The organism is Roseococcus sp. YIM B11640 (assembly GCF_049727625.1).
Taxonomy (GTDB): Bacteria; Pseudomonadota; Alphaproteobacteria; order Acetobacterales; family Acetobacteraceae; genus Roseococcus.
Genome location: NZ_JBBJOZ010000004.1, coordinates 80005 through 102860 on the forward strand (window position 1 = coordinate 80005; position 22856 = coordinate 102860).

The 22856-nt window shown below is 68.2% G+C and carries 18 protein-coding genes; 4 read left to right on the forward strand and 14 right to left on the reverse strand.

The annotated features are described in order from the left end of the window. Nucleotides 1-6 precede the first annotated feature (6 nt). Both WJM96_RS16815 and WJM96_RS16820 read right to left on the reverse strand, forming a co-directional pair. A complete protein-coding gene (locus WJM96_RS16815) occupies nucleotides 7-282 on the reverse strand; it encodes a metal/formaldehyde-sensitive transcriptional repressor (RefSeq protein WP_424813688.1) in 276 nt (91 codons plus the stop codon). Between the two features lie 11 nt (nucleotides 283-293). After that, nucleotides 294-842 (reverse strand): hypothetical protein, encoded by a 549-nt coding sequence (locus tag WJM96_RS16820; RefSeq protein ID WP_424813689.1) that lies wholly within the window; start codon nucleotides 840-842, stop codon nucleotides 294-296. A 79-nt stretch (nucleotides 843-921) separates the two neighbouring features. Here WJM96_RS16820 and WJM96_RS16825 point away from each other — a divergent pair, with 79 nt between their 5' ends. Then, nucleotides 922-1539: an SH3 domain-containing protein gene (locus tag WJM96_RS16825; protein ID WP_424813690.1), complete on the forward strand. Its 618-nt coding sequence runs from the start codon at nucleotides 922-924 to the stop codon at nucleotides 1537-1539. A gap of 49 nt (nucleotides 1540-1588) precedes the next feature. Here WJM96_RS16825 and WJM96_RS16830 read toward each other — a convergent pair whose 3' ends face one another. The 7 genes from WJM96_RS16830 to WJM96_RS16860 all read right to left on the reverse strand — a co-directional run bounded on the left by WJM96_RS16830 (nucleotide 1589) and on the right by WJM96_RS16860 (nucleotide 11310). Next, nucleotides 1589-3406: a response regulator gene (locus WJM96_RS16830; protein ID WP_424813691.1), complete on the reverse strand. Its 1818-nt coding sequence runs from the start codon at nucleotides 3404-3406 to the stop codon at nucleotides 1589-1591. Beyond that, the gene (locus tag WJM96_RS16835; protein WP_424813692.1) at nucleotides 3396-4265 is read right to left on the reverse strand and encodes a CheR family methyltransferase; all 870 of its coding nucleotides are present in this window, start codon (nucleotides 4263-4265) and stop codon (nucleotides 3396-3398) included. The genes WJM96_RS16830 and WJM96_RS16835 overlap by 11 nt, the downstream gene beginning before the upstream one ends. Continuing rightward, complete coding sequence (locus tag WJM96_RS16840; protein ID WP_424813693.1) at nucleotides 4262-7369, reverse strand: response regulator; 3108 nt, start codon at nucleotides 7367-7369, stop codon at nucleotides 4262-4264. The genes WJM96_RS16835 and WJM96_RS16840 overlap by 4 nt, the downstream gene beginning before the upstream one ends. Before the next feature lie 134 nt (nucleotides 7370-7503). Next, on the reverse strand, nucleotides 7504-8256 hold the full coding sequence (locus WJM96_RS16845; RefSeq protein WP_424813694.1) for an SH3 domain-containing protein: 753 nt from the start codon (nucleotides 8254-8256) through the stop codon (nucleotides 7504-7506). Between the two features lie 73 nt (nucleotides 8257-8329). Beyond that, nucleotides 8330-9073 (reverse strand): enoyl-CoA hydratase/isomerase family protein, encoded by a 744-nt coding sequence (locus WJM96_RS16850; protein WP_424813695.1) that lies wholly within the window; start codon nucleotides 9071-9073, stop codon nucleotides 8330-8332. 164 nt (nucleotides 9074-9237) lie between these two features. Then, nucleotides 9238-10194, reverse strand: coding sequence for a Bug family tripartite tricarboxylate transporter substrate binding protein (locus tag WJM96_RS16855; protein WP_424813696.1), 957 nt, complete (start codon nucleotides 10192-10194; stop codon nucleotides 9238-9240). Nucleotides 10195-10293: 99 nt separating this feature from the next. After that, complete coding sequence (locus tag WJM96_RS16860) at nucleotides 10294-11310, reverse strand: SMP-30/gluconolactonase/LRE family protein (RefSeq protein WP_424813697.1); 1017 nt, start codon at nucleotides 11308-11310, stop codon at nucleotides 10294-10296. 232 nt (nucleotides 11311-11542) lie between these two features. Between WJM96_RS16860 and WJM96_RS16865 the strand changes: the two genes are divergently transcribed. Next, the gene (locus WJM96_RS16865) at nucleotides 11543-12484 is read left to right on the forward strand and encodes a crotonase/enoyl-CoA hydratase family protein (RefSeq protein WP_424813698.1); all 942 of its coding nucleotides are present in this window, start codon (nucleotides 11543-11545) and stop codon (nucleotides 12482-12484) included. A 28-nt stretch (nucleotides 12485-12512) separates the two neighbouring features. Here the strand turns inward: WJM96_RS16865 and WJM96_RS16870 are convergent, their stop codons facing one another. The 4 genes from WJM96_RS16870 to WJM96_RS16885 all read right to left on the reverse strand — a co-directional run bounded on the left by WJM96_RS16870 (nucleotide 12513) and on the right by WJM96_RS16885 (nucleotide 19380). Next, nucleotides 12513-14972, reverse strand: coding sequence for an ATP-binding protein (locus tag WJM96_RS16870; RefSeq protein ID WP_424813699.1), 2460 nt, complete (start codon nucleotides 14970-14972; stop codon nucleotides 12513-12515). Nucleotides 14973-15000: 28 nt separating this feature from the next. Then, nucleotides 15001-17148 (reverse strand): EAL domain-containing response regulator, encoded by a 2148-nt coding sequence (locus WJM96_RS16875; RefSeq protein ID WP_424813700.1) that lies wholly within the window; start codon nucleotides 17146-17148, stop codon nucleotides 15001-15003. A 290-nt stretch (nucleotides 17149-17438) separates the two neighbouring features. Then, nucleotides 17439-18374, reverse strand: coding sequence for a LysR family transcriptional regulator (locus tag WJM96_RS16880; protein ID WP_424813701.1), 936 nt, complete (start codon nucleotides 18372-18374; stop codon nucleotides 17439-17441). 10 nt (nucleotides 18375-18384) lie between these two features. Continuing rightward, nucleotides 18385-19380: a Bug family tripartite tricarboxylate transporter substrate binding protein gene (locus tag WJM96_RS16885; protein WP_424813702.1), complete on the reverse strand. Its 996-nt coding sequence runs from the start codon at nucleotides 19378-19380 to the stop codon at nucleotides 18385-18387. Between the two features lie 160 nt (nucleotides 19381-19540). On the opposite strand from WJM96_RS16885, the gene WJM96_RS16890 reads away from it, so the two are divergent. After that, nucleotides 19541-20977 (forward strand): amidase, encoded by a 1437-nt coding sequence (locus WJM96_RS16890; RefSeq protein WP_424813703.1) that lies wholly within the window; start codon nucleotides 19541-19543, stop codon nucleotides 20975-20977. Here WJM96_RS16890 and WJM96_RS16895 read toward each other — a convergent pair. Beyond that, a complete protein-coding gene (locus WJM96_RS16895) occupies nucleotides 20974-21687 on the reverse strand; it encodes a PIG-L deacetylase family protein (protein WP_424813704.1) in 714 nt (237 codons plus the stop codon). The genes WJM96_RS16890 and WJM96_RS16895 overlap by 4 nt on opposite strands. Nucleotides 21688-21809: 122 nt before the next feature. Between WJM96_RS16895 and WJM96_RS16900 the strand changes: the two genes are divergently transcribed. Then, on the forward strand, nucleotides 21810-22856 hold the full coding sequence (locus WJM96_RS16900; protein WP_424813705.1) for a hydroxyacid dehydrogenase: 1047 nt from the start codon (nucleotides 21810-21812) through the stop codon (nucleotides 22854-22856).

The window sequence follows — 22856 nt, forward strand, 5'->3', positions numbered from 1 at the left end:
TCTCCCTCACTTGCCGTACCGGCGGATGACGGCGGCGAGCTCCTTCGCAGCCGCGGCGCGTTCCTCGTCGGTGAGGCCGGGGCGGGCGACGTGCTCGCGCAAATGATCCTCGATCAGCTCATCCATGAGGCCTGCGATCGCGCCGCGGACGCCGGCGGCCTGATGAAGCACTTCCGCGCAACCCACGTCGCCTGCGATCGCCTTCTCCAGGGCGGCGACCTGCCCGGCGATGCGGCGGACGCGCGCGAGAAGGGGGTCTCGGTGGCAGGTCAGGTGAGCCATAGGGTACCCTCCTACCCTATCGGCCGCCGATCATCAAATCCGCGGCAGCGGATCCGCAGGAAGGCAGCTTCTGCTTTGTCCTGATCCTTCCAGCCGGGGGAAACCTTTTGCGGGCCTCGCGCATTGCTGTGGGGTCGGCAAAAGGAACCTTTGACATGAACCAGATCATCTACATCGTCGGCCTTGTCGTGGTCGTCATCGCGGTCCTCACCTTCTTCGGCCTGCGCTGACGCCGGGCGACCTCCATCCCTCTCGGACGTTGACCCTCCGGAAATCGACACGGAGGTCGCCATGTGGAACTCGTTTCGTCCGCTCCTGCTCGCTTGTGCGCTTGTCATGCCGGCCGGCATGGCCGCGCAGGCGGCGGAGCCGGCAAGCACTGTTCCTGTCCGCTTCTCAGCCAATAACCATTCAGCGAGCTTCAACGGACGGATCCGGGGCCACCAGTCCGTCGAGTATCGTTTGCCCGCGCAGGCCGGGCAGACCCTTTCCATTCGCTTCCGGCCGGGCAATTCCAGGGCCACTTTCCTGCTGCGTCCGCCCGGCAGCGGGGCCAGCATTCATAACGGCGCCTCGGACGGAAACGACTTCACGGGCACGCTTCAGGCCGACGGCACTTACGTGGCCGAGGTTTTTTTGGTGCGAGCCGCCGCCAGGCGCGGCGAAGCGTCGAACTACAGCATCGCTTTTTCCCTCGGAGGCCGTGGCCCCGCGGAGCCCAAGCCTTCCGAGGCCGCCGGTCCCCCGCGCTGGCAGGTGGGCGGGCTGTCCAGGGGCGACACGCTGACGGTCCGCACGGGGCCAGGCTATTCCAACCCGGTCGTGCTGCGCTTCGACGAGGGCGCCGTCGTTCGCAATTTCGGCTGCGAGGAGAGCTCGGGCGCGCGCTGGTGCCGCATCGGGCCGCCCGAGGCCGACGCCCCCGCCGGTTGGGCCGCCGGCCGGTTCCTCCGCGAGGCCGCAGCGGACCCGACCGTCGCGGGCTCACGTTTCCAGGCGACCGGCGAACTGGCCTGCCGCCTGCCGGGCCGGGAGCCCGGAACCTGCCCCTTCGGCGTGCGCCGTTCGGCGGGCCAGGCGCAGGTCGAGGTAACGCTCCCTGGCGGGGGCAAGCGCACGCTCCTGTTCCAGGGCTCGCGGGTTTCGACGGCCGAGCGGATGCCGGTGGTCGCTAGCCGTGAGGGTGATGGCACCATCGTGACCGTGAATGGCGCGGAACGCTTCGTGGTGCCGGATATCGTCCTGCGGGGGGACTGAGTCGGCGCCAGCCTTTCCGCTTCGGCTCGCCCGCCGAAGCGGAAGGGCTCTAGTTCAGCGCCGGAAGCAGCCGCTGCGCGGCCGCGACGAGATCCGCGGTCGAGAAAGGCTTGTTCAGCAGGGGAACCGAACCGAAGGCGCGGGGCAGGCTCTCGCGCCCGTAGCCGCTGACGAAGACGAAGGGGACGCCCCGCTCGGTCAGGGCCGAGGCGACATCGCTCACCTCCTCGCCGCGCAGATTCCCGTCGAGCAGGGCAGCGTCCGGCGATCCCGCCTCGATGAGCGAGAGCGCTTGCCGGACGGAGCCCGCCTGGCCCTGGATGATCGCTCCGGCCTGTTCGAGCACCAATGCCATCTGCATGGCTATGATGGGCTCGTCCTCCACGATGAGGATCCGCATCCCCGCCAGTTCCCGGCCCGCCTCCCGGGCCGCCGGGGCGGGTGGGGACGCGCTTTCGGGTGCTTGCTCGCCATCGAGCAGAGGAAGCGGCAGGGAAATGTCCCAGATCATGCCGTCCGGGGCGTAGGTAGCCTGCGCCTCGCCGCCCTCGGAGCGCATGCTCTGTTCGATGAGCGTGGTCCCGAAGCCGTTTCGGGAAGGCGCGGAGACCGCGGGCCCGCCGGTCTCCCGCCAGCGCAGGCGAAGCGTGCCGCCGTCGCGCCGCCAGTTCAGCTCGAGCTGCCCCTGCGGCGTGGAGAGGGCGCCGTATTTGTGGGCATTGGTCGTCAGCTCATGCAGGATGAGGCCCAGGATCAGCGCCTGTTGCGGTTCCAGGCTCAGGTCCGGGCCGGCGAGGCGGAGGCGCGCAGGGTCGAGCGTACCGAGCTGCAGCTGGGCCTCGATCAACTCGCGCAGCATGGCGCCCGTCCAGGTCCGGCCGCTCAGCACCGAATGGGCCTGGGCGAGCGCCTGGAGACGCCCATTGAACCGGGTCACGAAGGCCGCGGGGTCCTGGGCGCCGTGCAGCGTGTGCGCGGCGATGGCCTGCACCGTGCCGAGCATGTTCTTCACGCGGTGATTGAGCTCGCCGATGAGCAGCTGCTGCGTCGCCTCGGCCCGCCTGCGTTCCGTGACGTCCAGAAGCTGCATCGAAACGGAGACGACCTTTCCGGCCCGGCCGGTGAGGGCGGAGCTGTAGCACTCGCAATCGATGATGCTGCCGTCCTTGCGATGCAGCCGGGCGGCGCAGATGGCACGTGGCTCGCCCTTCGCCAGTTCGGCGCGCATCTGCGCGAAGGTATCGCGATCGGCGGCGTCGATCAGGGGCATCTCCTCGATCAGCCGTCCCAGCACGTCCTTGCGGCACCAGCCGAGCATGCGCTCGGCCCCCTGCGACCATTCGGCGATACGGAAGTCAGGCCCCAGTTCGATGACCGCCAGCGGCGAATTGTCGGCATGGGCCTGAAGGCGCGCGAGCGCGCCGCTGAGTTTCTCGGCGCCGTCGCGCAGGTCGTCGCGCTGGCGGGCCAGCTCTTGCCTCTGCCGTGCCAGCTCGAAGAAGACGCTCGTCTTGCTGAGCAGCATCTGGGGGCTGATGGGCTTGGCGAGAAAATCCACGGCGCCCGCTTCGTAGCCGCGGAAATGCCGCCGCTCGTCATGCGCGACGGCGGTGAGGAAGATGATCGGCGTGGCGCGCGTCCGCTCCGTCCCGCGCATCAGCTCTGCGAGTTCGAACCCGTCCATACCCTCCATCTGCACGTCGAGCAGCGCGAGCGCGAAGTCGTGGACCAGCAGGAGCTCCAGCGCCTCGGGCCCGGACTTGGCCTTGAAGATCTGCAGGCCCTCGCGCTGAAGCAATTCCTCCAGCGCGAAGAGGTTGGCCTCCAGGTCGTCCACCAGGAGGAACTTGACCGCCTCAGGCGCCATCGCTGCCCCCCAACGCGGGAAGGGGCGAGACGCGGCGGTAGATACGCTTGTCGGCAGAGAATTCGGCGAAATCGGCTGCATGTCGGTTGAAGCGAAGTGTCTCCTGCGCGCCGAGGCCGAGGAAGCCGCCATGGACGAGCGATTGCGAGAAGAGGCCGGCCGCGCGGTCCTGTAGCTCACGGTCGAAGTAGATCATCACGTTGCGGCAGGAGATGAGATGGGCTTCGGAGAATACAGCGTCGGAGACCAGGCTGTGCTCCGAGAAGACGGTCCGGGCGCGCAGCGTGCGGTCGAAGGCGGCGGCGCCGTAGGCCGCCGAATAATAATCCGACAGCGATGTGCGCCCGCCGGAACGGCGATGGTTCTCGGTGAAGAGCGCGATGCGGTCGAGGTCGTAGATGCCCGCCTCCGCCTTGGCGAGCGCGGCGGTGTTGATATCGGTCGCATAGAAGATGGTCCGGCTTTCCAGTCCTTCCTCCCGGAAGAGGATCGCGAGGGAATAGAGCTCCTCTCCATTGGCGCAGCCGGACACCCAGACCTTGAGCGAAGGATAGGTGCGAAGGTGGGGCACCACCTTCTCGCGCAATTCGCGGAAGTACTCGGGGTCCCGGAACATCTCGCTGACCTGGATGGTCAGGATGTCGATGAGACCAGGAAGGCTGCCGGGGTCGTGCAGCACACGTTCCTGCAGCGCGGAGAGGTTGCGACAATTGAAATGGCGACGCGCTTCCTCCAGCCGCCGCGAGACCGAGGCGCGGGAGTAGCCGCGGAAATCGTAATGGTAGCGCTGGTGGATGGCTTCGAGCAGGAGGGAGGCTTCCAGTTCCTGCAGTTCGGCCGGTGCGGTCCAGACCCTCACCGCGGCATCCACACGCGCACGAGGGAGAGAAGCTTGTCCACGTCCAGCGGCTTGGCGAGGTAGTCGCTGGCGCCGGCGGCGAGGCATTGCGCCTGGTCTTCGGGCCGGGCCTTGGCCGTCAGGGCGATGATGGGCAGGCTCTTCCACTCCGCTTCGCGCCGGATCTCTCGCGTGGCGGTGAGCCCGTCCATCTCCGGCATCATCACGTCCATCAGGACGATATCCACCGGCGCGGTCTTCCCTTCGCGCGCCGCGCGCAGGGCGGAGAGGGCTTCCAGCCCGTTGCGCGCGATGGTCACCGTCGCGCCATGCGGCTCGAAGATGGACGTCAGCGCGAAGACGTTCCGCACGTCGTCTTCGACGACGAGGATATTGCGGCCCTCGATCGCGGCATCGCGGTTCATGGACCGGGCAAGCATGCGTTGCTGCTGGTCCGGCAGCTCGGCCACGACCTGGTGCAGGAAGAGCGTCACCTCATCAAGCAGCCGTTCGGGGGACTTCGCTCCCTTGATGATGATGGACCTGGAGTGCCGCCGCAGCCGCAGCTCTTCCTCCGCCGAAAGGTCGCGGCCCGTATAGACGATGACCGGCGGGAAGCTCGAATCCTCATCCGCGTTCAGCTTTTCGAGCACCTCGAAGCCCGAGGCGTCCGGCAGGCTGAGATCCAGCACGAGGCAGTCGAAGGTGCGCTTGCGCAGCTCCTCCAGGCAGGCGGCGGCGGTGCGCGCGCCGTAGGTCTCCACGCCATCGGAGCCGAGCAGCGATCGCAGGCTATCGAGCTGCGTCTCGTTATCCTCCACGATGAGGATGCGGCGCACCTGCTCCGTGAGGCGATCGTCCAGGCTCTGCAAAGCCTCGACCAGCTGTTCCCGCTTCACCGGCTTCAGCATGTAGCTGATCGCCCCGAAGGCCATCGCGGCCTGCGTGTAATCGCTGACCGAGACGACATGCACCGGGATGTGGCGGGTGCGGACGTCGCGCTTCACGCGGTCCAGGACCGAAAGTCCCGAATGATCGGGCAATCCCATGTCCAGGATGATGGCGTGAGGCAGGTATTGCCTCGCGGCCTCGGCGCCCTCGTCCGCGGTGCGCGCGATGATGCATTGGAAGCCGAGCTCGTGCGCCAGATCGTAAAGGATACGCGAGAAGGCGGGGTCATCCTCGACCACGAGGATGGCGCGCCGGCCGTTTTCCAGCGCCTCGCGGTCGTCCTCGACGGCGGCGCGTCGCGGCGTGGGCACCGGCGCGGGCCGCGGCTCATCCAGCAGGGCAGGGACGAAAGCCTGCCGCACCGGCGGGGCACCCTGCGGCGCCACCTGTGCGGGCGAAAAGACCTCGGGAAGTATCAGCGTGAAGGCGCTGCCCTGGCCCGCGCGGCTCTCCACCTCGATATGCCCGCCGAGCAGGCGCGCCAACTCCCGCGAAATCGACAGTCCGAGCCCGGTGCCGCCGTACTTGCGGCTGATCGTTCCGTCAGCCTGGCGGAAGGCCTCGAAGATGGCCTCCTGCTGATCTGCGGGAATGCCGATGCCGGTATCGCGGACCGTGAACGCGATGCGACGGTCCGGCCGGCGCGACACCGACAGCCGGACCTCGCCGCGCTCGGTGAACTTCACGGCATTGGAAAGGAAGTTCTTCAGCACCTGCTCCACGCGCTGCAGATCGCTCTCGATCTCGGCGGGCGCATCGGCCGCGATCTCCGCGCGCAAGTCGAGGCCCTTCTGCGCGGCGAGGGGACGGAAGCTGCCCGCCAGCTTCTCCACGATGGGCGCGATCCGTTCCACGCTGGGCTGCATGTCCAGCCGCCCAGCCTCGATCTTGGAGATGTCCAGGATGTCGTTGATCAACAGCAGCAGGTCGTTGCCCGATCCCTCGATGGTGCGGGCATACTTGATCTGCTCGGCATTGAGGTTCCCGGTCCGGTTCTCCGCCAGCAGCCGCGCGAGGATGAGCAGGGAGTTCAGGGGCGTCCGCAGCTCGTGGGACATGTTGGCGACGAACTCGGATTTGTACTGGTTCGCCTGCTCCAGGATCTTGGCCTGGGATTGCAGCGCCGCCTGCGTCTGAGCGAGGTCGTCGCGCTGGATCTCGAGCTGCCGGGCCTGCTCCTCCAGTTCGGCATTGCTTCGCTCCAGCGCGGCTTGCTGGCGCTCGAGCTCGGTCTGGGATTGCTTCAGCTCGTCCGTCTGCGCGGCCAGTTCTTCGTTGGACGCGCGCAGTTCCTCGCTCTGGGTCTGAAGCTCGGCGGCCTGACGCTGGGTTTCCTCCAGGAATTCCTGCAAGCGGACCCGGTACTTCGCCGAACGAATAGCGACGCCCATCGCCTGGGAGACCTGCTCCAGGAGAGCCACCTTCCGCTCGCCAATGGTGAACTGGAAACCCAGCTCCAGCACGCCGTTCACCTGGTCATCGGCCATGATGGGGGCGATCAGGAGACTCTTCGGCGAACCGCGGCCGAGGCCCGATCCGAAGTAAAGATAGCCTTCCGGCACATCCGTCAGCACGTAGCACTTGCGGTCACGGATCGCCTGGCCCAGGAGGCCGTCTCCCGCCTCCACCTTCTCGGGCATCGGCGCGTCCGCCGGGACGCCGAAGGTGGCATAGCGGTGAAAGCCGTCCCCGTTCTGGATGAACACCGCCCCGGCCGAAGCGCCGAGTTGCTCCGCCAGCTGGCCCAGCATGTTTTCGGCCAGCTGGTCCATCCGTTGCTCGCCGCCGATGCGCGCGGCCAGGCCGACCTGGGCCGACTGCAGCCATTCCTGGCGCTGCACGGCGATCTTCGTCTTGATGAAGAAGTAGCCGGTGACGCCGATGATCCAGGCTGTGAGAACACCGAAGCCGCGATTGATTCGCGCCAGCTCCGGATCGCCGCCTGGGGGGCTGAGAAAGTAGCCCAGGATGATCAGGATCGTGGTGGCGGCCGCGATCATGATGGTGATGCGGGGACGCCAGCAGAGGTAGGCGAAGGCCGCCGGCAAGAGATAGACGATCCACACCGCAATGCCGAGAGGCATGAAAATGTCGGCCAGAAACGTCAGCGCGATGGAGACGGCGATAAAGGCAATAAGCGGAGTATCGTCCTGAGTGTGCGAGGCCAGCTTCATCCGTGCTTCTCTCGGGCCGGGGACATTCCCTAAATGGGAAGTCGAGGCGGGGCCCCGATGTCTTGCGATAGCATTTTTCGTGCAATTGTCACGGCATGTATGCGCCGTGAGACGAATGTTTCACCGCGCCGGAATCACCGGCTGGCGGTCTCCAGCACGGAACTGTGAACCCAGCCATAGGCCTGGCCGCCCTCGCCGACCTGGAACCATCCGCCGGGCGCTTCGCCCAGCACTTCAAGTGTACTGGACCGCGGGACAGTCCTGACCACCTGGCCACCTTGCGTGCTGCTGCGGATATTGGCCGCGCTGCGGGCGCTTACCGTCACCATTCCATGAGGCGCACGAGGCGTCGCGGGAGTGGCCTCCGCCGTGGTTTCCACCGGCGGGGCGGCTTCCCGGGCCGCATCGGCAAGGACGTTGCCGGTCGGCAGGGGCGGGTAGGCGCGAGCCATGGTGCGCGCCGTGGCCGGACCGCCGCCCTCGAAGCAGCGATCGACCATCTCCACGAAGACACGCGATGCCTCGTTGTTCGTAGCACCCAGCGTGAAGCTCGTGACACGCGGTGCATCGCTTCCATCGAAAGCGACCACCGCGACGTAGGGAATGAAGGCTTCGCCCGACCCCTCGGCGGCACGCGACCGCCCGCAAACCGCGAGCGTATCGGGCAGCGCCTGGGTGAAGACCTGCACGCCACGCTGCTGCAGCAGCTCCGGGCGCCGCAGCCGGGATTTCAAGGAGGCATCCGCCGCGGCACGCGCGGCATGCTGCCTCGCATCCATGGCGCCCGGGCGCGCCGCGTTGGCAGAGGATGCGGCCCCGTCGTCACAGGCCGCAAGCGCGGCCGATGCCAGCGTCAGGACCGTGAGTCGAAGGAGCAAGGTCTTCATGTCGCCCCCAACGCCCTGTCAGGGCGGTGGTTTCATGAGATATGCAAGACCTAACAGTCCATCGCATGTATTTTCAAGCGCGCTGCGCGATCTGCCTTTCCCGATACTCCCGCACGCGTTGCACGAGCCCCGGGCGCGCGACGGAACGGGCAAGGGCGGCGAGGTCGCCATCATCATCCGCACGCCGCGTGCGTGCGTGTAGAGCCGCCACGGTGATTGCTTCCAGGCGGGTGGCGGCGGCCGTCTTTGGCGCGATGGAGGCGCCCAGCTCCTCCTCGCCAGTGATCTCCGTGGCGAGGCCGAGCGCGAGCGCAGCCTCGGCGTCCACGGCGGCGCCCGAGAGCAGGATTGCCCGGGCGCGTGCCTCGCCCACCAGGGCGCCCAGCCTGGCCGTGCCCAGCACCAGGCCGAAGGCGGCGCCCGGGAAGCTGAAGCGCGCGCCGGGCAGAGTGACGCGATGGTCGCACGCCGCGAAGAGGTCAGCCCCGGCGCCAAAGATGCGCCCCTGGCCGATGGCGACGGTGGTGACCGGCGCCGCATGCACCTTCTGAAGGAGCAGTTCGATCCGCAGGATCCGCAGCGCCAGGTCGCCATCCGAGAGGGTATCGAGGTCGCTGAGGTCGAGGCCCGTACAGAAGTGCTTGCCGCTGCCCCGCAGAACGATCATCCGGGCACCGGTGGCGAGGGCGGCGTCGAAGGCCTCAGACAGTGCGTCGACGATCTCCTGCCCCAGCGCATTGCCGCGTTCGGGGCGATCGAGCGTGAGGGTGGCGACGTCGCCGTCGCGTTCGGTCCGGATCGGGGCGGGTGCGGTCATGCTGTGCGTTCCCTGGGTAGTTTCCTCGTCCAAAGAACAGGAATGGCGGCGCCGCAAGCCCCGGCGCCTTGCACGAACCTGGCGGGCCATGCTTGCCCGCTGGACGAGGATGGGACGCATAGGAGATGACGCTCCGCGCGGCGGAGGCCCCGGGGTAGCGCCCGCTACTCCGGCCGTATGCCGGCGCGGCGCGCGACATCCGCCCAGTTCGTGACGTCGGTGCGGATGCGGGCCGCGAAATCATCGGGTCCCAGATAGGCAGGGACCGAGGCCTGGCTCGCGAGCTGCGCGCGGCTTTCGGGCTTCTCGAGCATGGCCTGGAGCGCGTGGGATACGCGCATCACGAAGGGCGGTGGCGTGCCGGCCGGCGCCAGCACGCCGAACCACACGCCGGAATCCGGAACCTCGTGGCCGAGCTCCTTCAGCGTGGGCACATCCGGCAGTTCCGGCGCCCGGTTCGGGCCGAAGACGACAAGCGGGCGCAGCTGGTTCTCGCGATAGGGTCCGATGGCGCCGACCATCGTCTGCATCATGAGCGGGACCCGGCCGGCGATCACGTCCAGCAAGGCGGGCGCCGTGCCGCGATAAGGGATATGGGAGATGTCGATGCCGAGCGCCTGGCGCAGCGTCTCGCCGCCGAAATGCCCATTGCCGCCATTGCCCGTGCTGGCATAGCCGAGCGTGCCCGGCTGCGCCTTCGCCGCGGCGACGAGCTGGTCGAGGCTATGCCAGGGCTGCGACGTGCCGCACCAGAGCACGTTGGGCGAGGTCGCCACCATGGCGATGGGCGCGAAGCTCGTGGTCGGGTCGTAGGGCAGGCGCGCATAGGCGCTGGCATTCATGGCCAGCGAGTTGGAGGCGAAGAGCAGCGTGTGTCCGTCAGCCGCGGCCCGGGCCACGGCCTCGGCCGCGAGGACGGAATTCGCACCCGGCCGGTTCTCGAAGACGATCGTCTGGCCGATCTGGTCCTGCAGGCCATTGGCGGTCAGTCGGCCGACGAAATCGGTGGGACCGCCCGGCGGGAATCCCATCAGCATACGGATGGGGCGCGTGGGCTGAGCCAGGGCCGGCGCGGCCAGCAGAGAGGGCAGCGTCATGGCGCTGCGGCGTGTGATCGGCATCGGGCGTCTCCACTCCCCGGTTCGCCGGGGTTGGATCGCATGCTGGCAGAGATAGGCGGACGGCCCAAGCTCATGTTGGGCCGTCGCCGGCCGGGGCGGTCAGCCCCCTGGGGCGCCCTGCGTGTTGACGTAGAGCGAGTAGAGCGACTTGCTCGCGGCCATGAAAAGCCGGTTGCGATGCTTGCCGCCGAAGCAGAGGTTCGCACAGCGCTCGGGCAGGTGGATGTGGCCGATGGGGGCGGCGTCCTTGTTGAAGATGCGCACGCCGTCCAGCTCCGGCGAACCCATGCCCCAGCCGCACCAAAGATTGCCGTCGACATCCACGCGGAACCCGTCCGGCGTCTCGCCGTCGCGGCACTGGACGAAGATGCGGTTGTTGGAGAGCCGGCCGCTGGCGCCATCCACATCGAAGACGCGGATCACGCGTGGCGTGGCCGCCGCCTCGACGACGTAGAGCTTGGACTCGTCGGGTGAGAAGGCAAGGCCGTTGGGCCGCCCGATATCGCTGGAGGCGACGCTGATGGCGCCCGTCTGGCCGTCAACGCGATAGATGTTGGTCGGTAGCTCCGGCTGCGCCATCTCGCCCTCGTAGTAGCCGAGGATGCCGAAGGGCGGATCGGTGAACCAGATACTGCCGTCGGACTTCACGACCACGTCGTTCGGGCTGTTCAGGCGCTTGCCCTCGAACCGATCGGCGATGACGGTGATGCTGCCGTCGTACTCGGTTCGCGTCACGCGGCGGGTCAGGTGCTCGCAGGTGATGAGGCGGCCCTGGCGATCGCGCGTGTTGCCGTTGGCGTTGTTGGACGGGCCGCGGAAGATATCGACCTGCCCAGTCTCCTCGGACCAGCGCATCATCCGGTTGCTCGGGATATCCGACCATACGACGGTGCGATGCTCGCCGAACCAGACCGGCCCCTCGCTCCAGCGCGCGCCGGTCCAGAGCTGTTCCACGGCAGCCAGGAGAAGGCGGTATCGATTGAAGGACGGGTCGAGCACCCGCACGTTGGCGTCAGGATATCGTTCCACGTTCTGGCTCCGGGCTGTGGAGAGGAGGCCGGGCAGGGCGAGCACAGCCCCGGCGGCCGAGAACAGGCCGCGACGATAGGCGTCCATGGGATTCCTCCGATTGTTTTGGACCGCGAGCGCGGCCGACGCCGAGGCTACAGGCTCCGTCCTCCATCTGGCGAGGGCCGAAACAATCGATTGCAGTCGAAGGAATAAATAACTTTTGGGCGAGTTAATTTTGTAAGGTGCAACCATCACGCGACATGTTTCGTGGTTAATATTCCCGCGCGGCTACCCCCCTGGCCGCCGAATATCCCCGATATCCAACCAGGAGCATGCGATGACCCACCTCTCCCTCCATGAGCAAAGCGCTGCCACCACCTCCCTGTCGCATCCGGCAGACATGCTGACTCATTCCCGCTTCGGCACCCTGGCAACCCGGTTCGAGGAGGATTCGGCGAGCTTCTGGGCCTATATGAACCCGGGCGAGAAGCCGTGCTTCACGCCGGACCTCCTGGCCGACATCCTGGCCCAGCAGGCCATGCTGCGCGACGCCCTGAGTCCCGCGCGCATTGCCCAGCACGGCTCCCCACTGCGCTACTACGTCATGGGCAGCCGTCTGCCGGGGATCTTCAACCTCGGCGGAGACCTGGCTCTCTTCGCCGAGAAGATCCGCGCCCGGGATCTCCCCGCCCTGCGCCGCTACGGTCATGTCTGCGTTGAAGCCATTCACGGCAATGCGGAGGCTTTCCAGGCGCCGGTGGTGACGATCGCGCTCGTGCAGGGCGATGCCCTGGGCGGCGGCTTCGAATGCGCGCTCGCCTTCGACGTGATTGTCGCGGAGCGCCAGGCGAAGTTCGGCCTCCCGGAAATCCTCTTCAACCTTTTCCCCGGCATGGGCGCCTATTCCTTCCTTTCGCGCCGTCTCGGCCAGGTGGAGGCGGAGAAGATGATCATGTCCGGGCGCATCTACACGGCGGAAGAATTGCACCGGATGGGTATCGTCAACGTGCTCGCCGAGCCTGGCCAGGGCGAGGCTGCCGTGCGCGACTACATCGATGCCGGCACGCGCAAGCACAACGCCCAGCGCGCGCTGCTGCGCGTCCGGCAACGCGTGAACCCGGTCACGCTCGCCGAGCTGAAGGAGGTGGTCGACATCTGGGCCGAGACGGCGCTCGGCGTGACCGAGATGGACCTTCGCAAGATGCTGCGGCTCACCCAGGCGCAGGGCCGGCGTGTTCAGGCGGAAACGCTGCCGGTCCCGCAGATGGCGGCCGAATGATGCGAGGCAGGATGGATCGGGCGCCGGCTCAGCTTTGCTGGCGTCCCGATCCCTTCCCCGCATCACGCCGCAGAAGCGGCTTTGCCCGACCGAGCTCGATGGCCAGCCGATCCAGGATGGCCATGCCCTGATCCTGCAGCTGCTCCGGCCCCACGCCGCGGCACAGAGCGCAGACCTCGCAGAGAGCCCTGGCGCCGACATTCGCGCCCGCGCTGTGCAGCGCATGAGCCTTGGCCCGGAACCCGGCGGAATCGCCGGCGACGACAGCACGTTCGATCTCGGCCAGCGTCGCGTCGGCGTCCTCCAGGAAATCCTCCACCACTTCGCGCATGAATTCGGCGCCGCCGAGGGCTTCGAGGTCGTCCAGGGCGCGTTGATCCACGAGAACCTGGCCCGTTGCGCGGAACCGGGGATGGCTCGCGATTGCCGCAACGCCCGTGGGCGGTGCGGGGGCTTCTGCCATGGGCAACGCTTCGATCGCGCCCAGCAAGGCGGCCGGGGTGAGCGGCTTCACCAGGCAGCCCGCGAATCCGGCCTCGGCGCAGCGCTGGCGTGCCTCGTCCGTCGCATCGGCGGTCAGCGCGATCCAGGGGATGCGGGGACCGCCCATGGCCTGCATCTGATAGAGCTTCGCCGCCTCGATCCCGTCCATGCGCGGCATGTTGAGGTCCATGAGGACCAGATCGAATTTCTGCTGATCCAGCGCATCCAGTGCCTCCTCGCCATCCGCAGCAAAGCTCGGGACGTGGCCCACCGATTCCAGGATCTTGGCCGCCACGCGGAGGTTCACGCGATTGTCGTCCACGACCAGGATGGACAGTTTGCGGCTGGGTTCGAGCTTCGCCTCCTCCGCCTCTATGGGCGGACCCGCGGCGAGGCGCAGGCCGGCCGCGACCGTTTCGGTCTTCGCGTCGCCCGGCAGGAGGGAGATGAAGGCGCGACGCAGCGGCAGCGGCGGCAGGCCCGGTCCGCCGACATGGCCGAGCATGATGCTGCGCCAACGGCCGCTGGGATCCAGCGCCTCGAGGGCCTGGGCCAGCGCGGCCGGCGCCATGGGAAGGGTGTCGGGCGCGGCCAAGAGGATGCGGGGCGCGCCGGCCGGTAGGCCCTCCAGTGCCGTGACGGCCTCGGCCAGCGACGCTGCCGGCAGAAGCGTCAGCCCTTCGCGCTCCCAGGCCACGGCCCGGGTGACGGCGTCGCTGGCGAGAAGCACGGCTTCGGCCGCCCGGGCTTCGGCGGTCGCGCCCGAAGGAGCCTCCATCGGGAGCTCGCACCAGAAGGTGCTGCCCGCGCCCTCGACGCTCTCCACGCCGATGCGACCGCCCATGAGTTCGACAGTCCGCCGCGCGATCGCGAGGCCGAGGCCGGTTCCGCCGAAGCGATTGATGATGCTGCCATCGGCCTGCGAGAAGGCTTCGAAGATTCTTTCCTGCGCCTCGGCCGCGATGCCGATGCCGGTATCGGTCACCTCTAGGCGCAGGAGGAGCCCGCTTTCCCGCGGCATGGCGTCCAGCGCGATGGTCACGCTGCCGGAACTGGTGAATTTCAGGGCATTGCCGGTCAGATTCTGCAGGACGTCGCGCAGCAGCATGGCGTCGCCCACGAGCACCGGGGGCGTGCGGGGCGTGACGTGGAAACTGAGGCGGAGCCCCTTCTCCAAGGCCTCCCGGCCGAGGATGCGCGTCGTCTCGTCCAGCAACCGGGCCACTTCGAAGGGCTTCTGCTGCACCGGGAGCCGGCCGGCCTCGATGCGCGAGAAGTCCAGGATGCTGTCGATGAGGCCGAGCAGGCTCGCCCCCGCGTCGGCCACCGTGCGCGCCATCTCCCGCTGCTCGCCGTCCAGCTCCGATTGCTGGAGCAGGCCGCCCATGCCGATGATGGCGTTGAGCGGTGTCCGCAATTCGTGGCTCACGCTCGCCAGGAACATGGTCTTGGCCTGGTTCGCGGCCTCAGCCTGCGCTTTGGCGGCCGAAAGCTTGCGGATCAGCGTCGCGGAATAGGTCGGGATCGCGAGAAGGCCGAGGATGAAGCCGGCGGAGAGGTGGATCTGGTCGTGCCAGAACGGGGTGTGCCAGACCATCACGGAGAAGCCGACCACGCTGGCCAGCTGAGAGGCGTGCAGCCAGGGCAGGCCGAAGCGGAAGCCGTTCCCGAGGATGATCCACAAATACAGCGATGCGAGGACCGAGGTTTTCTCGCCGCCCGCGTAAAGCTCGTAGGACAGGATGGCCGCATCGAGCGTCAGCGCCACGACGCGGCGGGGGTTGTTGATGGCGGGGCGCGCAAGGATGTGGAGGAATAGCCCGAGAGCCACGATCCAATAGACCGCCACGACCTCCAGCGTGTGCCAGGGCGCATCCTCCAGCAGCAGGAAGATCGTGATCAGGAGCGCGAAGGCGAGCCTGTTGAAGCTCATCTCGTGCTCGGTGTCCGGGCGGCCGCGGAGGACGCCAAGACGCTCCCGCAGCCGGCTCACGGCGCTCGGCATCCGCTTCTCCCTGTGTCGAGCTGCCCGGCTAGGGGGCTTGGATAGGTGACAGTAGCACCCTTGGCAGCAGCGCCTCCAGCGCGGCGGGCGGCACGGGCTCGCTCAGGAAGTAGCCCTGGATCTCGTCGCAGCCCAACTCGCGCACAGCCTCGAACTGCTCGGCCGTTTCGACACCTTCGGCGACCACGCGGAGGCCCAGGCTGCGGCCCATCGAGACGACGCCGGCAATGATGGCGGCGTCCACCCGCCCCGCCGGGAGATGCGAGACGAAGGCGCGATCGATCTTCAGCCGCTGGGCCGGCAGCCGCTTGATGTAGTCGAGCGAGGCGAAGCCCATCCCGAAATCGTCGATGGAGATCAGGCAGCCCAACTCGCGGATGCGGGCCAGGCTGTCGGCGACGCCCGCCACCGCGTCCAGCGGCACCCGCTCCGTGATCTCCACGTCGAGAAGCCCGGCTGGCAGGCCGGTCTCGGCCAGCGCGGCGGCGACCATCTCGGGGACATCGGCCTTCCGGAAGAGCGACGGCGAGATGTTGACTGAGACCCGGACGCCCCCGTCCTGCCGTGCCGCCCAGGATGAGCCCTGCCGGCAGGCTTCGCGGAGCACCCATCCCGTGATGGGAGTGATGAGGCCGGTGTCCTCCACGGCGGCAAGAAAGCTCGCCGGAGAGAGCAGGCCGCGCGTGGGGTGGCGCCAGCGCAGCAGCGCCTCGGCACCCACGATCCGGCCGGCCGCAAGGCAGAGTTGCGGTTGCCAATAAAGTTCGAGCTCGCCGCGCTCCAGCACGCCGCGAAGGTCGGCCTCGATCTGCTGGGCCTCGCGCGCGGCATGGTCCATGTCGGCGTCGAAGAAGCTGTAGCGGCTGCGGCCGTCGGATTTCGCGCGATGCATGGCCAGGTCGGCATTTCGCAGCAAGTCATCACCTGTGCCCGAATCTGGCGGGTGCATCGTGATCCCGATGCTGACCGAAACGGAGACCTCCCGGCCGAGAACAGTAAAGGTCTGGCCGATCGCCTGAATAGCGCGGAGCGCGAGCTGCGCGGCCTCCTGCGCGGTATCGACCCCCGATTGCAGGATAGCGAACTCGTCGGCCCCTAGGCGGGCCACCATGCTGCCTTCGCCGACCATCTGCGAGAGGCGGGCCCCGACGTCCCGCAGCAGCCGATCGCCTCCCTGGCGACCCAGGGCCTCGTTGACGGCCTTGAACCGGTCGAGGTTGAGGAAGTGCAGGGCGAAGGGGCGTGATCCGTGCTGCCCGGGGGCGTGCTCGCGCAGGCGCTCGCTCAGCAGATAGCGGTTCGGGAGGCCGGTCAGCGTATCGTGCCGCGCGAGGTAGGCCAGCCGCTCCTCCGCGCGCTTGCGATCGGTGATGTCGATCGAGGTCGTGAGCACGGCGATCAACCGGTCGTCGCCGTCCCGCAGCGGGGCCTTGGTGGTGAAGAAGGTCCGTGGAGCGTTGGGGGGATGGACGACTTCCTCTTCGAAGCCCGGAATGGTGAGGCCGTGGGCGAAGACCTCGGCATCGGCGTCGAGGCTTCGCTGCGCGCGCTCCGCACCCAGGATGCGCCTGACGTCGTGCCCCACCAGTTCGGCGGGGCTTGCGCCGACGAGGGCGGCTTGGCGCGCATTGACGAAGACCAGCTTCCCTTCGCGGTCGGCCGCGCTGATCATCGCCGGCACGGTGTCGATGAGCTGCGCAAGGGACTCCCGGCTCTCGCGCATCAGCGCGTGCCTGGACCGCTCGGAGGCCTCGAGGTCACGCTGAAGATCCTGCGCCAGGCGCCGGAGTTCCAGTTGATGGCGTCGCAGCGCGAGCAGGTTGCGCACGCGCGTCCGGAATTCGAGATGGTCGAGCGGCGAGATCAGGAAATCCGTCGCGCCGGCCTCGAGCGCGCGCAGGCGGAAGACGGGGTCGTTATAGGCAGTGACGACGATGATGGGGACGTCGGCCCCGGTCGCCTTCGCGCGGACGCGCGCCGAGACTTCGGCGCCGTCCAGATGGGGCATGCGATAATCGGTGATGACCAGATCGGGCCGGTTGCCGTCCATCCAGCTCAGGGCCAACAACGGGTTGCCGAAGCTTACGACTTCGGCGCCCGGCTCGACGGACATGGCGAGCTGAGTGAGAATCTTCCGGTTGCTGCCGCGGTCGTCCAGGATGACGATCTGCGACATTAGGCGTCCGCATTCGGGGAAATGAAGGTCTTCCCGTTCTGGGAAATGGTGGCGGCGATAAGCAAACGCGGATCGTCCTCAATCTAGATTCAAAATATTCTTCGCATGTTGCCGGGAAATCGCTTCTCATCCAAGGCGATTGCGTGGCCATTCCAGGGCAATGCGGCCGCGGGCTCGGAGCCTGCTCCTTCGTCACGCGGCATGATATCCCATATCAGCAGCAAGGCGTGGAGGGGAGCCGTCCGGTCGCTGCCCGGCGTGATCCGACATTCGCGCGCGCATTGCCGGCGTCAGAGACTTCCGGCCAGGCTACCCGCTGTGATGCGCCGTCCCGCCTCCTCCTGCAGGAAGCGGATCACGGCGCGGGCGGCGGGCGTCACCGGCCGTTCGGACGAGGTGGCGAGGACGAAGCGATGAAGCAGCACCGGCTCGCGCACTTTTGCCGCCGCGAGCAGTCCTGCGCCGACTTCCGCCGCCACCGCATCCCGTGCGAGCAGCGTGGAGCCGAAGCCCTCCGCGATGAGGCTCATCAGGCCTGCGAGCGAATCCACGTCCTCGACATGTGGTGCCGCGAGGCCCGAGACGGTGAGCGCGGCCTCGATTTCGCGCCGCGCACCGTGGTGCCGCCCCGGCAGCAGCAGCGGAAGCTTAGCGGCGTCGGAAAGCGTGATCTCGCCCTCGGGCGTCAGCAGCGGAAGGACCTGCGGGTCCCCGGGGCGATGGATCAGGAAGAGATGCGCATCGAAGAACGGCTCGGTCTGCACCGTGGGGCTGCTGCGCGAGGTGTTGAGAACCGCGATGTCCACCTCACCGCGCGCCAGCCATTCGTGGAGCGTGCCGGTGAAGCCATCCATCAGATGCAGTTCGACCTCGGGCATGTGCGCCCGCAGGTGCCGCCACAGCGGCGGCGCCATGGCCGCCGCGACCGAGGGCGGCATGGCGAGGCGCAGCCGGCCCCGCGCGACGCCGCGCGCGGACATGGCCTCATCCCGGATGCGAGCCAACTCCTCCAGCACGGGGCCAAGCGAGGCCGCGAAGCGCTGCCCCTCGACGGTGGGAACCACGCCGCGTCCGTGACGGTAGAGCAGCGGCATGCCCAGCTCCTCCTCCAGCGCGCGCACCTGCCGGCTGAGTGCGGGCTGGGTGATGCCGAGGGCGGCGGCCGCGCGGGAGAAGCTGCCCTCCTCGACGATCCGGCGGAAGATCTGCAGTTGGCGGAGGTCCACGGCGTGCGGGCTACTCCGCCCGCGCGCCAGTGCGCTCGACCACGCCGCGCCAGGTGAGGATGTCGCGGGCCAGGCGTTCGCGCGTCACCTCCGGCGGCTGGACGTTGGGGGTGAAGCCCATCGCCTCCACGCGGTCGCGAATCTCGGGCTCGTTGGCGACGCGGGTAAATACCTCCGTGAGGCGCTGCAGGATGGCGGGCGGCGTGCGCGCCGGGGCCATCAGCCCATACCAGGTGGTGCTGTCGAAGCCCGGCAGGTTGCACGCCTCAGCCACCGTCGGGATCTCCGGCACGGCAGCCACGCGCTGGGCCGAGGTCACGGCGAGCAACCGCACGCGGCCCTGGCGGTAGAACTCCACCACGGGTCCGGTCTGGTAGAAGAAGACGTCCACGTCGCCCTGGTAGAGGGCCGTCATGGCGAAGGGCCCGCCGCGGTAGGGCACGTGAACGAGGTTCAGCCCTAGAACCGAGGCGAACTGCGCGCCGGCGAGGTGCGTGGAAGCGCCATTGCCCGTGCTGGCGTAATTGAGCTGGCCAGGGCGGCGGCGGGCCTCGTCGATCACGGCCTGGCAGGTGGTGAAGTTCGGGCGCTTCTCCGTGCTCACCGTCATGAAGTTCGGCGCATCGAAAAGCGTCATGATCGGCACGAGGTCGGTCTGCGTGTCGATCGGCATGCGGGGGAAGACGGCGGGATTGATCGCCATCATGGCCGAGGTCGCGATCAGGATGGTATGGCCGTCCGGCGCGGCGCGGGCGGCGTATTCCATGCCGATATTGCCCGAGGCGCCGGCGCGGATGTCGATGACCATGGGCACGCCGAGTTCGCGCTGAATGCGCTCCTGCACCAGGCGCCCGTAGATGTCGTTGGCCGTGCCCGCCGGGAAGCCCGAGACGAACATGAGTGGACGGCCCGGCTGCGGGAATTCCTGCGCCGATGCGCCGAAGCCCATGATGCCGGCTGCCAGAGCCGCCAGGCGCGCACCCTGCCTGATCCAGTTGAACGTCATTGCTGCCTCGCTCTTCGAGTTGGTTCTTGCGCCGCGCTGGGGCGATGCCTCCCTGGTTGGCCGAAGTCTGGCCTGTTCATGGAGAAAAATACAGGGGGGCTGCTCGCTTGTGCGGAGGCTTTCCAGCTCGCACTCTCGGCCGCGATCCAGGAAAGCCGAGATGAACGAACAGGACCTGCTCTTCACCCCCGCCACCCGCGCCGCCGCGATGATCCGCCAAGGCCGGCTTTCGGCGCTCAAATACGTCGAGGCCGTGCTGGGCGCCATCGCGCGCGAGCAGCCGCGGCTGAACACCTTCGTGGAGGTGCTGGCCGACGATGCGCGCCGCGAGGCGAAGGCCGCCGACGCCGCGGTGCGGGCAGGGGAGAAGCTGGGGCCATTGCACGGCGTGCCGGTCCACATCAAGGATCTGCTGGACGTGAAGGGCGTGCCCACCCGCAAGGGCTCGGCGATCTTTGCGGATGCCCCGCCGGCCGAGCGCGACGACGTGCTGGTGGAACGGCTGCGTGCGGCAGGCGCCATCATCATCGGCAAATCCACGACACCCGAGTTCGGCAACAAGGGCCTGACCGACAGCCCGCCGCACGGCATCACCCGCAACCCCTGGAACACGGCGCGGACCTCGGGCGGCTCCAGTGGGGGCGCGGCGGCGGCGGTGGCGGCGGGGCTTGGGCCACTCGGGCTCGGCACGGATGGCGCGGGCTCGGTGCGGGGGCCGGCGGCTTGCTGCGGCGTCGTGGGGCTGAAGCCGACGCTCGGCACCGTGCCCTATGAGGCGACGGCCGACGCTTTCGGCAACAACATCTTCGCGGGCCCCTTGGCGCGCACCGTGACGGACGCGGCGGTGATGCATGCCGTCATGACAGGCGGAGCGCCGGCGGACCCGTGGTCGCTCAAGGGTGAGGACCGCCGGGCATTGTCGCCGCGCCTCATCGGCAGCGATCTGTCCGGCGTGCGGATCGGCTTCCTCCGCCGCTGCCACAACCCGCGCGTGGCCGCAGATGTGGAAGCGAACCTCGAAGCTTCGCTCGCTGCCTGGGCCGCCATGGGCGCGGAGGTGGAGGAGATCGTCGAGGAGATCGACTGGATCGAGTACGAGGGCCGGGTGCTCTACCAGGGCGGCTTCCATGCCTCGTGCGGGCCTTTCTTGCCGCGCTGGCAGAACCAGATGGATCCGGTGACGCTCGCCTTCATGGAGCGCGGATCGCACTTCACCCTGGCCGATTTTCGTACGGCGCAGTTCAAGCGGACGGCTCTGTTCCGCGCCATCCAGGGCCTGCTCGCGCGCTACGACTTCCTGGTCACGCCGACGGCGAGCCGCACCGCGCTGCCCGTGGAGTTCGATGCCGCCAATGACGAGGTCGAGGTGGATGGCGTGAAGTGCGGTATCACGAGGCAGGGTTGGACCGCGTACCAGTACCCCTTCAACCTGACTGGGCACCCCGCGCTCTCGCTACCCTCGGGCTTTGGGGCGGACGGGCTGCCCACGGCGGTGCAGATCGTGGGCGCCTGGGGCGCGGAGACGGACGTGTTGCGCCTCGGCGCGCTGCTGGAGCAGGCGCGGCCCTGGGCGCAGCACCGTCCCCCGGCGGGTTAGCGCAGCACGTTCATCACCTCGGGGAAGACGCGCTGGTAGGCTTCCCCGTAGGTCATCTTGAGGCCTGCATTGCGTCCGCCCTGGACGCCGCGGTTGAGCGCCACCCGCTCGTAATAGTTCCAGAGGTGCGTCTGAGCCGGTAGGCACTCGAAGGCGCGGCGCTTCACCTCCCACACGCTGTCGATGTTCAAGATCACGTCGGGCTTGAAGCCGCACATCTCGGTCTGGTGAGGCTCGAAGAGATAGACTTGCGGCGCGCGATAGACTGCGTCCGGCCCGGGCTTGTGGCCCGCCGCCTGAGCCACGATCCGGGCGTGCTGCGCGAATTGGTTCGCGACGGGGTGGTCCATGTTATACGGATCCGCCGCCGCATGAGTCAGCACGAATTCGGGGCGCAGGGCGCGGTAGGTGTCCACCAGCCGGTCGAACATCTCGGGCGTGGGCGTCAGCGGGTAGTCGCCGGCATCGTAGAATTCGATGGTCGCGCCCAGGGCCTGCGCGGCCGCCTCCGCCTCCGCCTTGCGGCCGGCCTTCACCCCTTCGAGCGTCGCGCCCGGCTTCGCCCAGGCGCCCTGGCTTTCGCCGCGCTCGCCGAAGGCCAGGCAGACGATGTGGACGTCGAAGCCCGCCTTCGCATGCAGCGCGATCGCGCCCCCGGCACGCCAGACGAAATCGCCCGGATGGGCCGTGACGACCAGGACATTCGGCATGTTCCACTCCCTTGGATCCGGGGGGCGACGCTAGAAGCGGGCGTCATCGGCGGCAACGGCCCCCTTTCCAAGCCAGGCGCTTCGCGCGAGTTTGCAGGCGAAAAGGGAGTGTTCGTCCGACAATGGCCAAGTTCCGCCTCGCCTATTACGGCTTCGTTCCGCACCAGATGTTCCTCGACACCTGCGCCAAGGACCCCGATCTCGAAGTCGTGCACATCCCGCTGGAGGCCAGCACCGCCGAGGCTGTGCAGACGCTATCCTCCTGCCACGGCTACTACGTGATGGCCTCGCGGGACGAACTGCCGCGCCCGCTGCATGTGCATCGGGAGTTGCTGTCCAAGCTGCCCAACCTTCTCATGGCCGCGAGCTACGGCGCGGGGTACGACCCCTTGGATCCGGAAGCTTGCACCGAGGCCGGCGTCGCGCTGGTGAACCAGGCGGGCGGCAACGCGGAAGGCGTGGCTGAACACGCCGTGGGCATGATGCTCGCCTGCCTCAAACGGATGCCGGAGGCCCATGCGGCGATGCTGGCCGGCACCGCGCAGAATCGCGCGACGCTGATGGGGCGCGAGCTGCGCGGCCGCGTCGTCGGCATGCTCGGCGCGGGCCATGTGGGCACGCGCACGGCCGAGATCTGCCGGCTCGGCTTCGGCTGCCGTGTGATCGCCTGCGACCCCTTCCTCGATGCGGAGACGATGAAGGCCAGGGGTGTCGAGAAGGTGGATTTCGACACCTTCCTGGCCGAATCCGACGTGATCACCCTCCACTGCCCGTTGACGCCCAAGACGCGTGGCATCATCGGCAAGGAGGCCTTCGCCCGCATGAAGAAGGGCGTCGTCTTCGTCACCACCGCCCGCGGCTCCATCCATGATGAGGACGCGCTGCTCGCTGCGCTGCAATCGGGTCAGGTGGCCAGCGCCGGCCTCGATGTGTGGGAGCTCGAGCCGCCCCCGGTGGACCACCCGCTCCTGAAGCACCCGGCCGTGATCGCGAGCCAGCACACGGCGGGCGTGACGCAGGAGAGCCGCGCCAACATCACCAAGATCGCGGCGCTGGCCTTCTCCGACATCGCGGCGGGGCGGATGCCGCCGCGCATCGTGAACCCGGAGGTGAAGCCACGCTTCGCGGAGCGCTACGCGGCCGCCTTCGGCACGCAGCTTCGCGAGTAG

What these genes read in the sequence shown, in the direction of transcription:
- WJM96_RS16820 (WP_424813689.1), bottom strand. Translation starts at nt 842, where the DNA reads ATGCTGGCCCCGCTGCCGGGCGGACGCAGCAGGAAAGTGGCCCTGGAA.
- WJM96_RS16870 (WP_424813699.1), bottom strand. Translation starts at nt 14,972, where the DNA reads ATGCCGAGCGCCGTGAGCCGGCTGCGGGAGCGTCTTGGCGTCCTCCGC.
- WJM96_RS16875 (WP_424813700.1), bottom strand. Translation starts at nt 17,148, where the DNA reads ATGTCGCAGATCGTCATCCTGGACGACCGCGGCAGCAACCGGAAGATT.
- WJM96_RS16895 (WP_424813704.1), bottom strand. Translation starts at nt 21,687, where the DNA reads ATGCCGAATGTCCTGGTCGTCACGGCCCATCCGGGCGATTTCGTCTGG.
- WJM96_RS16840 (WP_424813693.1), bottom strand. Translation starts at nt 7,369, where the DNA reads ATGAAGCTGGCCTCGCACACTCAGGACGATACTCCGCTTATTGCCTTT.
- WJM96_RS16830 (WP_424813691.1), bottom strand. Translation starts at nt 3,406, where the DNA reads ATGGCGCCTGAGGCGGTCAAGTTCCTCCTGGTGGACGACCTGGAGGCC.
- WJM96_RS16890 (WP_424813703.1), top strand. Translation starts at nt 19,541, where the DNA reads ATGAACGAACAGGACCTGCTCTTCACCCCCGCCACCCGCGCCGCCGCG.
- WJM96_RS16845 (WP_424813694.1), bottom strand. Translation starts at nt 8,256, where the DNA reads ATGAAGACCTTGCTCCTTCGACTCACGGTCCTGACGCTGGCATCGGCC.
- WJM96_RS16865 (WP_424813698.1), top strand. Translation starts at nt 11,543, where the DNA reads ATGACCCACCTCTCCCTCCATGAGCAAAGCGCTGCCACCACCTCCCTG.
- WJM96_RS16860 (WP_424813697.1), bottom strand. Translation starts at nt 11,310, where the DNA reads ATGGACGCCTATCGTCGCGGCCTGTTCTCGGCCGCCGGGGCTGTGCTC.
- WJM96_RS16815 (WP_424813688.1), bottom strand. Translation starts at nt 282, where the DNA reads ATGGCTCACCTGACCTGCCACCGAGACCCCCTTCTCGCGCGCGTCCGC.
- WJM96_RS16850 (WP_424813695.1), bottom strand. Translation starts at nt 9,073, where the DNA reads ATGACCGCACCCGCCCCGATCCGGACCGAACGCGACGGCGACGTCGCC.
- WJM96_RS16855 (WP_424813696.1), bottom strand. Translation starts at nt 10,194, where the DNA reads ATGCCGATCACACGCCGCAGCGCCATGACGCTGCCCTCTCTGCTGGCC.
- WJM96_RS16885 (WP_424813702.1), bottom strand. Translation starts at nt 19,380, where the DNA reads ATGACGTTCAACTGGATCAGGCAGGGTGCGCGCCTGGCGGCTCTGGCA.
- WJM96_RS16900 (WP_424813705.1), top strand. Translation starts at nt 21,810, where the DNA reads ATGGCCAAGTTCCGCCTCGCCTATTACGGCTTCGTTCCGCACCAGATG.